Here is a 12505-nt window from a genome sequence, read left to right as displayed (position 1 = left end):
AAGGATGCAATATTTATCCAAAAATATCGCTCATCTATTTTTATTACTGGTAATTTTTTTCGGTGGCCAAGCGATTGCAGCACAACCACTTTGGCAAATTTTGCCTGAAACAGTAAATAAAAGCGAAAGTGACCCTAGGGAATATAAAGCCATCAAACTCAGTAATGATATGACGGTTTTATTAGTATCAGATGCCAAAGCGACAAAATCATTGGCTGCTGTATCGATACCTGTTGGTAGTATTGAAAACCCAAATAGCCAATTAGGGCTGGCCCATTATTTAGAGCATATGGTTTTAATGGGTTCTAAAAAGTACCCCGAGCCAAGCAGTTTCTCTGAGTTTTTACAAAAACATGGTGGTAGCCATAATGCAAGCACGGCATCTCACCGCACTGCTTATTATTTTGAAGTTGAAAATGGCGCATTAAAAGAAGCAACGGACAGGCTTGCAGATGCATTGGCTGAGCCACTTTTAGACCCGATTAATGCAGATAGAGAACGTAATGCAGTTAATGCAGAACTTACAATGGCACGTTCTCGTGATGGGATGCGTATATGGCAAGTACGTTCTGAAACATTGAACCCATTACACCCGAATTCGCGTTTTTCGGGAGGGAATTTAGAGACTCTAAAAGATAAACCTAATAGCAAACTACAAGATGAGCTAGTGGGTTTTTATAAGCAGTATTATTCTGCAAACCTAATGAATGCAGTACTTTACGGCGACCAGTCTATTGAGTCATTAGCGAATATCGCACAGGAAACATTTGGGCGTATACCTAATTTTAATGCAAGTGTTCCTGCTGTTAATATCCCCGCAGTAACGGAGAATGAAAAAGGTATTATCATCCATTATGTGCCGGCTCAACCGCAAAAAGCCATACAAATTGAATTTAGTATTAAAAATAATATGGCAGATTTTCGCAGTAAAAGTGATAACTATATTAGTTACTTAATTGGCAATAGAAGTCCAGGGACACTAGCTGATTGGTTAATATCACAAGGACTTGCTGAAGGTATCAGCGCTTCTGCATCCCCAAATTTAGATAGAAACTATGGCTCTTTCTCTATTTATGTCACGTTGACAGATAAAGGCTTACAAGAAAGGGACGAAATTATTGCAGCTATTTTTTCTTATCTTGAGTTAATTAAGAACGATGGAATCAATAAAAGTTACTTTGATGAAATAGCAAAAGTTCTTAATTTATCATTCCGTTATGGTTCAATTGTTAGGGATATGAACTACATTGAATGGTTATCAGACCAAATGATTGATGTTCCTGTTAATCATGTTCTGGATTCAGATTATATTGCTGATAAGTATGATCCTGAGGCGATTAAACAGCGTTTATCAGAGCTCAGCGCGCAAGAGGCAAGGATTTGGTTTATTAGCCCAAATGAACCGAATAACAAAAAGGCGTATTTTGTTGATGCGCCGTATCAAGTTAACAAAATTACAGCAAAACAATTTAAATCGTGGGCAAGTTTAGAATCTAAAATGAATTTTAAATTACCCGCTTTAAACCCGTATATTGCTGATAATTTATCATTAATTAAAACTAGTAAGGCTTATAAACACCCTGAATTCATCTATCAAGATGGCAATACGCGTGTGTTATATATGCCAAGTCAATATTTTGCTGATGAGCCAAAAGCAAGTATCACTTTATCATTACGTTCTAATCAAGGGGATAAAGATGCCAAGGAACAAGTAACGGGCTCTTTATTACAATATATCGCTTCATTGAAAATGGATGAGCTGCAATATCAAGCATCGGTAGCGGGTATGTCAGTCTCTGTTTCTCAAGGAGTTGGTCTGCAATTAAATGCCAGTGGTTACACCCAACATTTACCTGAACTCTTTTTATCCATGACTCAGCTATACCTGAATTTTGAGCCAACGGAACAAGAGCTAGCCCAAGCAAAATCTTGGTATAAAGAGCAAATTGAAGTTGCTAATAATGCGAAAGCTTATGAGTTGGCTATGCAACCGCTTCAACGTATTAATAGTGTGCCTTACTTTGAGCAAGAACAGCGTTTAGCGGAGCTAGATAAAATTTCACTGCAAGACATCACTAGCTACCGTGAAATGATAGTTAAAAGCGCAGCATTACAAGCGTTGGTCTTTGGTAATATGACTGAGTCACAAAGCATTAAAACTATTAAAGATGCACAGCAATTATTAAAGAGCGAAGGTACCAATTGGTGGCGTGGTGATATTGTCGTTATTGACAAAAATTATCTAGCCGATTTCCAAAAGCAGGGAAATAGCTCAGATAATGCGCTTGCTGAAATCTTTATTCCAGACGGTTATAGCCGCATTGATGGTGCAGTATTATCAGGTATTCTTTCTAAAGTGATTCAGCCTTGGTTTTATGATCAACTAAGAACTAATGAGCAACTGGGTTATGCAGTATTTGCTTTTAAAACTGGGCTGGGTGATCAGTGGGGTATGGGCTTTTTGATTCAAAGTAATGCCAAAACACCGAGTTATTTGAATACACGTTACCAACAATTTTATCTTCAAGCATTAGAGAAACTGAAAAAACTACCGATAGATGAATTTAATCAATATAAACAATCTATTATCACGGAAATGAGCCAACCACCTCAAACATTCTATGAGGAAGTTGGTCGTTATTCATCTGATTTTTCTAGAAATATTTTCAGTTTTGATACTCGTGAAAAAGTTATTGCAACTTTAGGTAGTGCAACGAAAGAACAAGTCATTGAGTATTATGAAAATGCAGTTATAAAGCACAAAGGGTTAGCCGTTAGCTCCCAAGTTATAGGCCGAGGAGTTGACACTAAAGTAGGATATGCGCATCTGAAAGATTGGGTGCTTTACCCAACAGCTTCTCAGTTGCAAAAGATTTTACCAATAAAGGAAGATGCTGAGTGAATAAAGTGCAGGTAGAGTCCCAATTACTGAATGTTTTTTCCTTGCCACTGCGTGGACAGCGGTTAATTGAAGCATCAGCAGGAACGGGTAAAACGTACACAATTGGTATACTTTATCTGCGGCTTTTATTAGGTCTGGGAGGCGTTAATGCGTTTCCTCGGCCGTTAAGTGTTGAAGAAATCTTAGTTGTAACATTTACAGAAGCTGCAACGAATGAGTTACGTGGGCGTATTCGTCAACGTATTCATGATATGCGCTTAGCTTGCTTAAGAAATGGTGTTGGTTTCGAGTCGCAGCCTGAGTATCTTGAATTATTAGCCGAGCTTTCGGGGGAGTCTCAAAGAGAATTCGCTGCGCGATGGTTGCAGGCTGCGGAAAGGCAAATGGATGAAGCAGCAATATACACTATCCATGGTTTTTGCCAAAGAATGCTAGTTCATAATGCATTTGAGTCAGGAGTGCTATTTGAACAGACCATGATTCAAGATGAATTTCCGATTCAGAAACAAGCCTGTGCAGATTTTTGGCGCCGCCATTTTTACCCTTTAAATTACTCCATGACGAAAGTCATTCAGTCACTGTGGAGTGGTCCTGAAGCATTGCTCTCGGAGATTAAACCTTTCTTACAAGGTGATATTCCTTTAATTATTAACCAACCAAAGCAAATTGAATCTCTAGAAGAACGGCATCAGCGACTAATCTTGTTAATTGAGTCTGTAAAAGCGGCATGGTTAGAAAATTCAGCAGATTTTGAGAAGCTTATCGCTGATTCCGATGTTGATAAACGAAGTTATAGTACTCGTTTTCTACCTACATGGTTGATAAAAATCGGTGAATGGGCTCAAGAAGAAACAGAAGATTATCAGCTACCTAAAGATCTTGAACGCTTTTCACAAACGGTACTACATAAAAAATCAAAAAGTGGTTCGGGGCCAGAGCATGTTGTTTTCCAAAGAATAGATGAGCTACTTTCTCAATCATTAACCCTAATAGATCTGATTATTCCACTGGCTATTGCAGAGGTGAGGGAGGCTATCACTTTTGAAAAACATAACCGAGGTGAGATGGGGTTTGATGATTTGTTGACCCGTTTAGACAGTGCTCTTGCTCAAGAAAGCGGAAAATTTTTAGCTCAAGCTATTAGCCAACGTTTTCCCGTTGCAATGATAGATGAGTTTCAAGATACAGATGCACAGCAATACCGTATTTTTCAACGCATTTATCGGGAAGTTAATGACAGTGCATTACTTTTTATCGGCGACCCTAAACAAGCTATATATGCTTTTCGAGGCGCTGATATTTTCACCTATATCGAAGCAAAAAATGAAGTTAGTGCTCACTATACATTAGAGACTAACTATCGTTCATCGCAAAATATGGTTGAAGCTATTAATCATCTATTTTCTCGTTGTCAGTCCCCATTTATTTTTGAGCAAATTCCTTTTCAACCCGTTAATTTTGCTAAACAAAATAGTGATAAAAAACTTATTCATGATGGTGAAAAAGTCAAATCACTTACATTTTGGCAACTTGAAGCGGAAGGTATCTCCGTTGCTGAATATGAACAAGCAACAGCTTCACAATGTGCGGTGCAAATAGCACAATACTTACAAGGCGGGTTGCAAGGTAGTAGCTATTTTGACAATCAAGGGGCGCATACACCTGTTGAAGCTTCTGACATTACAGTGTTGGTGCGCAGCCGACGAGAAGCCGTATTAATTCGTGATGCTTTAAATCGGTTAAATATCCCTTCTGTATTTCAATCTAATCGGGAAAGTGTATTTTCAACACCAGAAGCGAGAGATTTACTGCGGTTGCTACAGGCAGTTTTAACACCCGAAAAAGAACGTGTTTTGCGTAGTGCATTGGCGACAGGGATATTGGGTTTAACCGCTAAACAAATTGATGACTTAAACCATGATGAAAAATCGTGGGAAAAAATTGTAGATGAATTTGCTCGTTATGCCATGGTTTGGCAAAAGCGTGGCGTGCTTCCCATGCTTAGAATGGTCATGGCGCAGAGGCAGATTGCAGAAACGTTATTATCAGGCACTGATGGAGAACGCCGCTTGATGGATGTGATGCATATTGGTGAGCTATTACAAGAAATGTCATTACAGCTTGAAGGTGAGCACACACTAACACGTTGGCTAGCACAACAAATTGCCCATCCTGACCATCAATCTGACGTACAGCAAATGCGTCTTGAAAGTGATAAACACTTGGTGCAAATCAGTACCATTCATAAATCTAAAGGCCTTGAATACAAGATTGTTTGGTTACCTTTTGCGAGCAATTTTTTACCTCAATCTAAAGGCTTGTATCACGACAGAACAGATTATGGGGTACGTCTAGATTTAAATGATAGTGAAGAAAATGTCGCTTTAGCTGATGAAGAACGTCTAGCAGAAGACCTGCGTTTATTGTACGTGGCACTTACAAGAGCCATCTATCACTGTAGTGTTGGTATTGCACCATTAATTAAAGGTAATAGGAGAAAAAGTGGTGAAACAGACTTACACTTATCTGCGCTGGGCTATGTTATCCAAAAAGGACAAGCTGGAGATAGCTTGCTATTAAACGACATGTTGGCTGAGATTAGCAATGACGTTATTGATGTTATCGTGATTAATCAACCTAAGTCGGAACGTTTATTATTAGAACAAAATGACAGCGTAAACTTGTCTGCAAGAACGGTGACTCGTCATTTTAATGATCATTGGCGTGTTACTAGTTATTCGGGGCTAAGTTATGGCTCAAGCCATACAGAGGCAGAACAATCAGTTTCAGCATTGCAATTTGCGAATTCATTAGCCCCTAATATGGATATTGAGGCCAGTATTGATGTGGAGCAGCAGGAAGGTGAGTCTTTTACTCTAACCCCTCATCAATTTCCTAAAGGTGCATCTCCGGGAACATTTTTACATAGCTTGATGGAGGAAATTGACTTTAGTGAGCCAGTTTCTCAAGAGTGGTTGTCTGAGAAACTTGAATCCTCAGGGTTTGACTTACATTGGGCATCAATGCTGCAAGAATGGCTACACGCAATTGTACAGGCACCATTATCAGAAGACGGGCTATGTTTGTCTGCATTACAGGTTCAAGACCAATTAGATGAGATGCAGTTTTATCTTCCTATTGAGTCAATATTGAGTGCAAGCCACTTAGATAAGATAACGCATCAATATGACCCATTATCACAACGTTGCCCCCCGCTCAATTTTGAGAAAGTTCAGGGGATTTTAAAGGGCTTTATTGACCTCACCTTTTACTGGAAAGGTAAATTTTATCTTCTTGATTATAAGTCAAATTATCTAGGGAAGGATGCTAGCTTTTATACCCAAGAGGCCATGGCTGAAGCGATGATAGACCACCGCTATGATTTACAATATCAACTATATTCGTTGGCGTTACATCGTTACCTAAAGCAAAGAATGCCTAATTATGACTATGAAGCCCATTTTGGAGGCGTTTATTATTTATTTTTAAGAGGAATAGATAATGTCAATTCAAGTAATGGAATTTTCTTTTGTCGCCCAATAGGCGCTTTTATTGAAGCGTTAGATAGCTTATTTAAAAATGCTCAACAAGGGGAGTCAGCTTAATGAAATCCCTATTTAATCAGGCTATTGAGGAATATATCTTTACACCTCTAGATGTGCAATTTGCTTACAGTATTTCTGACAATAAGCACCCTATAGTGCTTACTATTGCCGCACTTCTTAGTGCAGAAACCATGGCTGGACATGTTTGTTTAGCGCTGGCAGATGTTATACCTGAAAAATTATTTGCAGGAAGGCACCCAGAGTTAGCCGCTGAATTTTGGCAAAAAATGGGAGAGCCGAGCGAACAAGAACTTTATCAAACGCTAAAACAAGCAAATGCAGTGTCACTATCAACAGAAAACAAAATCTCTCCTTTGGTGCTTTCGGGGGGATACTTATATTTTCAACGAATGTGGCAATATGAGCAGTATGTCGCAAACTTTTTCGCTAGTACATCAGTAGACAAACAAAATAATGCTCAAATTAAGAGTGTATTGAATAGCCTATTTCCCATTACTGATGAAATAGATTGGCAAAAAATTGCCGCAGCAGTTGCTGTAACCAGTAAGGTATCAATTATATCAGGGGGGCCGGGGACAGGAAAAACGACAACAGTTGCGCGTATCCTTGCGGCATTAATTAAACTTGAAGCCAGGCATCACCATAAAATTAGAATTGAGCTGGCCGCTCCAACAGGTAAGGCTGCTGCTAGGTTGACAGAGTCCCTCGGTGAGGCGATGAAAAAAATTCCTTTAACTGATGAAGAACGCGCTGTTTTACCTAATCATGCAAAAACATTGCACCGTTTATTAGGGGCTCAACCTGAGAGCCAGCAGTTTCGCTATAACCGTGATAATCGTTTATCTCTTGATGTACTCATTGTTGATGAAGCCTCAATGGTAGATTTACCTATGATGAGTAAATTACTTGAGTCATTACCTGAAAATGCAAAGTTAATATTTTTAGGTGATAAAGACCAATTAGCCTCGGTCGAGGCAGGGGCAGTATTAGGGGATATTTGTCAGTTTGCTGATAATGGTTATAGTGTAGAAAGAGCGTCTCAGCTTTCGGAACTAACAGGGCATTCTATCGAATCTTATGCATCACCAAGCGGCCCTGCTATTCGTGATAGCCTATGTCTACTACGTAAAAGCTACCGTTTTTCTGCAGACTCAGGGATTGGCCAACTCGCTTTTGCTGTAAACGAAGGTAATGTTTCTCAAGTTCAACAATTACTAAACCAACAGCGGCCGGATGTACATAGTTATATCCAAGAAACTGCGGATGATTACGCGAAAATTTTATTAGATGCCGCTGAAAATTATAAGGAATATCTGCTTGCGGTAAAAGATAAAGAAGACCCTGAGCAGGTTTTGAAAAAATTTAACCAATATCGGTTACTAACGGCTCTGCGAGAAGGACCTTTTGGCGTTATTGGCCTAAACGATAAATTGGAAAAATTGTTTCATAGACAAGGGATAATAAACCGCCCATATAATTTATCGAATAAACACTATGCAGGCCGGCCAATTATGATTAGTCGTAATGATAGCCCTCTAGGACTCTTTAATGGGGATATCGGTATCATTTTACCTGATGAAGAAAATGCACTTAGAGCTTATTTTCAATTTCCTGATGGGACTATACGTGGAGTGCAACCTAACCGACTCCCACAACATGAAACAGCTTATGCGATGACAGTTCATAAATCACAAGGTTCGGAGTTTGCTCATACCGCATTGGTTTTACCAAATGTATATTCTCCCGTAATGACCCGTGAGCTAGTGTATACGGCGATAACTCGAGCTAAAAAAGAGCTATCTCTTTATGGCAGTCCAAAGGTATTACGTCGAGCAGTTGAAACGCCAACCAAGCGGCGAAGCGGTTTAGCGACCCAATTAATGTGACTAGTTTATATGTAAGTTACGTGAATATTTAACCCTAAAGTAAAGGTAATGAGATGGATAACCAGCAAGCAATGACGGCAATTACAGTAACATTAAATGCAAGGCTTGAACCGATTAGACGTGGCGATTTAGAAGACGCATTTAATGAAGTCATGAAAAGCATGGGTAAAAATATCCATGTCACAGGTGGTGGAACACTATTAGCTGATAATGGTGAAGCGCAGGAATGCGATATAGAAATAGCACTTGAAGAGGCCAGTGACGAAAATATCAGTTTAATTATTCAACTTTTTTCTTCAATGTTAGCTCCAAAAGGTTCTCGTTTATTTATTCATGGCGAAGATGTGCGAATTGATTTTGGCTCAGATGAAGGTATGGCTATTTATTTCAACGGGACAGAGCTCGCAGATGAGGTTTATGAAAATGGGGATATCAATGAGGTGTTCGATATCCTAGATGAAGCAGTGGAAGACATCGGGAGTATTCACGGAGTTTGGGATGGCCCGACAGAAACCGCATTTTATTTTTATGGTACTTCTTTCGCTGAGATGAAAGCTGCAATACAGCCACATATAGACTCCATTCTTTTGTGCGAGAAAGCCAGAGTTATTCAGATAGCTTAGTGGCTATTCCGTGGTTTTAAAGTCACAACCCAAACTATACATCCTTGTATAGTTTGGAGTTAAAGCAGGCGACTAAACAGTCATTATTTGACGATTCTAATGTTTATTTATCCGGTTGGCTTTTTAAATCTAAAATCAATATCTTAGAACGGCGCTGGTAGTTATATAAAGCCTGTTTTTTCATTGGTAACATCTCAATTTCCGCGGGGGTAAAACCACGCTCTTGAAACCAATGGATGCTACGAGTTGTCAGAACAAATAGTTTATCTAGGCCAAATTGTTTCGCCTGTACGGCAATACGGTGCAGAAGTTCTTCTCCTCTAGACGAACTGCGGTAATCAGGATGAACAGCGACACATGCCATTTCACCTAATTTTTCTTCTGGATAAGGGTAAAGCGCTGCACAAGCGATGACTAAGTTATCACGTTCAATAATGGTAAATTTATCAATTTCCATTTCTAACTGTTCACGTGAACGTCTAACTAAAATCCCTTGCTGCTCTAATGGGCGAATAAGCTCTAATATTCCACCAATATCATTAATGTTAGCACGGCGAATTTGTTCCGCACTTTCCATGACGATTTGTGTACCAATACCATCACGTGAGAACAATTCTTGAATTAAAGACCCATTTTCTTGATAGCTCAATAGATGGCTACGGCGGACGCCTCGGCGGCAAGCTTTTGCTGCTCCACGCAGGAAACGCACGGTTCCTGAATAGAAATCACCTTCAGATTCCAGCTCTTGAATGCGGTTTTCTGCTTCATTCGGAAATAATTCAGATAAAATATTGCCGTTTTTATCTGCAACACCTTGAGAGGAGCAAAAGCCAATCAGCTTTTCTGCTTTCATTTTAACTGCCAATTGGGTGGCAATTTCTTCAGAGGTCAAATTAAAACTTTCCCCTGTGACTGAGACAGCAACCGGCCCAATTAGAACGATAGAACCATTATCTAACTGATTATTAATAGCTTCTTCATTAATACGACGGATCCTTCCGCTGTGGCAATAATCAATGCCATCATCGACCCCGAGAGGCTGGGCAATAACGAAATTGCCACTAACCACATTAATATGCGCCCCTTGAAGTGGGGTATTTCCTAAGCTCATAGATAACCGAGCTGTAATATCTAATTGTAAAGCTCCAGAAGCTTGTTTTACATATTCAAGTGTATTCGCATCGGTTACGCGAGTATGTTTATGATAAACCGCCTCATATTGGTGCTCAGCTAAGATATCCTCGATTTGAGGTCTTGCGCCATAAACGACAATAATTCGGATGCCTAAACTATGCAATAACCCTATATCATTGACAATACTGGGAAAATTTTCATGCGCAATCGCTTCACCACCAAGCATAATAATAAATGTTTTGCCGCGGTGGGCGTTTATATAAGGGACCGAATGGCGAAACTCATCAACCAACTCGGTGCTGCGCTCTTTCATAACAACCCTCTTAATTGAATTTTTATTCGTTAATAATGTATTTTTATTCTTTTTGTTGGGAAATATCAAGTAAAAGATAGGATAAAAAAAGTAACATTTTTATTTTTTACATTTACATATCTCTAAACTTAACTGGATATACTCTACGAAATCTAAATTGCATAAAATTGACACAGAAAGTCACTCACAAATATTTTCTCTTAGTATGATTAAGTTATACTCATTACTGTAACTCTATAGATGCTTTGATATATTCTTAATGACAGAGTGCAAATGATTAGTTAGAGTGCGTGTTTCAAGTCTAATTATTAGCAATTATCCTAAAATCACTTTATTTCTCAGTTCTAGGTTCGGAATTATTGATGAGTCACCAAGATCACAACCCATCTAAGCGTCGTTTTATTCAAGGCGCAGCTGCAGTTATGTTACTGAGCATTAGCCCATTCGGTTTTTCTGCGAGTAGCAGTGTGGTGGCTGTGCGTATTTGGCCAGCATCGAGCTATACTCGAGTTACATTGGAATCTAGCACTCCATTGAAGTACCGTCAGTTTGTGCTTAATAACCCTGAACGTATTGTGGTCGACCTTGAAGGGGTGCAGTTAAATAATGTGTTGAAAGATATGGGAACTCAAATTCAAACACGTGATCCCTATCTAAAACTAGTTAGAGTTGGGCAATTTGATCCAAAAACGGTTCGCTTGGTGTTTGAGGTTAAAAATAAAGTCAGTCCTCAATTCTTTTCGATGGCACCTGTCGCGGAATTTAAACACCGCTTGGTTCTGGATTTTTATCCAGGCAAAGGTGTTGATACCAATGATGACCCACTATTGGCATTGCTTGAGGATTACAATAAAGGTGATCTTGAAGAAAGTATGCCTGCTCAAGCGAAGAAGCCTGGAAAGGCGGGAACGGATCGTCCAATTATTATTATGATCGACCCAGGACATGGTGGCGAAGACCCTGGTGCGATAGGTAAATATAAAACGCGTGAAAAAGATGTGGTTTTACAGATTGCCCGTCGCTTAAAAGCGTTGATAGATAAAGACCCTAAAATGCGCTCCTATATGACACGCAATGAAGATGTCTTTATTCCGTTAAAAGTCCGAGTAGCGAAAGCACGTAAAATGCAGGCAGATTTATTCGTTTCAATTCATGCAGATGCATTTACTAATCGTTCAGCCCGTGGTTCTTCTGTTTTTGCACTATCAACGAAAGGGGCTACTAGTAACACGGCTCGCTACCTTGCACAAACACAAAACGAAGCGGACTTAGTAGGTGGTGTGAGTAAAAGCGGTGATGTGTATCTTGACCATACGATGTTTGATCTCGTGCAAACCGCGACGATTAATGACAGTTTGAAATTTGGTGATGAAGTGTTAAAGCGGATGGGGAAGGTTAATAAATTGCATAAGAATAGAGTTGACCAAGCTGGATTCGCGGTACTGAAAGCACCAGAGATCCCATCGATTCTAGTCGAAACGGCTTTTATTAGTAATTTAGAAGAAGAACGGAAATTAAAAACAGCTAAATTCCAACAGCAAATGGCGGAATCCATTTTTGAAGGAGTAAAAGCTTACTTCCGTAATGGCGGTGCATTAGCAATTCGCAACTAATTGATTAAAATCAGATTAAGATAAAGAAAGGTGATAAGCGAGTGTGTGAATCGCCTTTTTTATTGATGATTAAAAATAGAAGATCTTATTGTGAAGTTATAAAAGGAATTGAATCAGAAATGATATTCGAAAAAATTGGTTGCGGGGGCTGGATTTGAACCAACGACCTTCGGGTTATGAGCCCGACGAGCTACCATGCTGCTCCACCCCGCGACTGAAGAGGTAAAAAATTGGTTGCGGGAGCTGGATTTGAACCAACGACCTTCGGGTTATGAGCCCGACGAGCTACCAAGCTGCTCCATCCCGCGACTGAATTTTTACGACTTTATACTGCAGATTTTTTGTTACTTTACTGATTTAATCAGTAATTGGTTGCGGGGGCTGGATTTGAACCAACGACCTTCGGGTTATGAGCCCGACGAGCTACCATGCTGCTCCACCCCGCGTCCGATGCGGGCACTATACTCG

General features: G+C 39.6%; 6 protein-coding genes and 3 tRNA genes. 5 read left to right on the top strand and 4 right to left on the bottom strand.

The genetic code is table 11. The features are described 5' to 3' along the window. Positions 1-4 precede the first annotated feature (4 nt). From ptrA to FVA69_RS16275, 4 genes are read left to right on the top strand one after another with little or no spacing between them, the layout of a single operon-like run. Positions 5-2902, top strand: coding sequence for a pitrilysin (gene ptrA / locus FVA69_RS16290; RefSeq protein ID WP_109911788.1), 2898 nt, complete (start codon positions 5-7; stop codon positions 2900-2902). After that, positions 2899-6507 (top strand): exodeoxyribonuclease V subunit beta, encoded by a 3609-nt coding sequence (recB, locus tag FVA69_RS16285; protein ID WP_164529104.1) that lies wholly within the window; start codon positions 2899-2901, stop codon positions 6505-6507. Before ptrA ends, recB begins: the two co-directional genes overlap by 4 nt. Continuing rightward, positions 6507-8354, top strand: coding sequence for an exodeoxyribonuclease V subunit alpha (gene recD, locus FVA69_RS16280; RefSeq protein ID WP_117162522.1), 1848 nt, complete (start codon positions 6507-6509; stop codon positions 8352-8354). Before recB ends, recD begins: the two co-directional genes overlap by 1 nt. Before the next feature lie 53 nt (positions 8355-8407). Then, positions 8408-8977 (top strand): hypothetical protein, encoded by a 570-nt coding sequence (locus tag FVA69_RS16275; RefSeq protein WP_004908691.1) that lies wholly within the window; start codon positions 8408-8410, stop codon positions 8975-8977. A 103-nt stretch (positions 8978-9080) separates the two neighbouring features. Here the strand turns inward: FVA69_RS16275 and argA are convergent, their stop codons facing one another. Then, positions 9081-10424, bottom strand: a complete 1344-nt coding sequence (gene argA, locus FVA69_RS16270) for an amino-acid N-acetyltransferase (RefSeq protein ID WP_117162521.1) — start codon at positions 10422-10424, stop codon at positions 9081-9083. A 362-nt stretch (positions 10425-10786) separates the two neighbouring features. Between argA and amiC the strand changes: the two genes are divergently transcribed. Further along, entirely contained in the window at positions 10787-12037 is a 1251-nt protein-coding gene (gene amiC, locus FVA69_RS16265) for an N-acetylmuramoyl-L-alanine amidase AmiC (RefSeq protein WP_004257585.1), read from the top strand. Positions 12038-12173: 136 nt separating this feature from the next. Here amiC and FVA69_RS16260 read toward each other — a convergent pair. From FVA69_RS16260 to FVA69_RS16250, 3 genes are all read right to left on the bottom strand, one after another. Continuing rightward, positions 12174-12250 (bottom strand) — tRNA-Met (locus FVA69_RS16260). Between the two features lie 18 nt (positions 12251-12268). After that, positions 12269-12345 (bottom strand) — tRNA-Met (locus FVA69_RS16255). Between the two features lie 61 nt (positions 12346-12406). After that, positions 12407-12483: transfer RNA gene (locus FVA69_RS16250), tRNA-Met, on the bottom strand. Positions 12484-12505: the final 22 nt, after the last annotated feature.

The organism is Providencia sp. PROV004 (genome assembly GCF_011045615.1).
Classification (GTDB): Bacteria; Pseudomonadota; Gammaproteobacteria; order Enterobacterales; family Enterobacteriaceae; genus Providencia; species Providencia rettgeri.
The sequence above is the reverse complement of the archived record's forward strand: the minus strand, read 5'-3'. Positions and strand labels throughout refer to the sequence as shown.

Bases quoted from the DNA above. Each gene is read 5' to 3' on its own strand.
- ptrA (WP_109911788.1), top strand. From the start codon at position 5: ATGCAATATTTATCCAAAAATATCGCTCATCTATTTTTATTACTGGTA.
- recD (WP_117162522.1), top strand. From the start codon at position 6,507: ATGAAATCCCTATTTAATCAGGCTATTGAGGAATATATCTTTACACCT.
- FVA69_RS16275 (WP_004908691.1), top strand. From the start codon at position 8,408: ATGGATAACCAGCAAGCAATGACGGCAATTACAGTAACATTAAATGCA.
- argA (WP_117162521.1), bottom strand. From the start codon at position 10,424: ATGAAAGAGCGCAGCACCGAGTTGGTTGATGAGTTTCGCCATTCGGTC.
- amiC (WP_004257585.1), top strand. From the start codon at position 10,787: ATGAGTCACCAAGATCACAACCCATCTAAGCGTCGTTTTATTCAAGGC.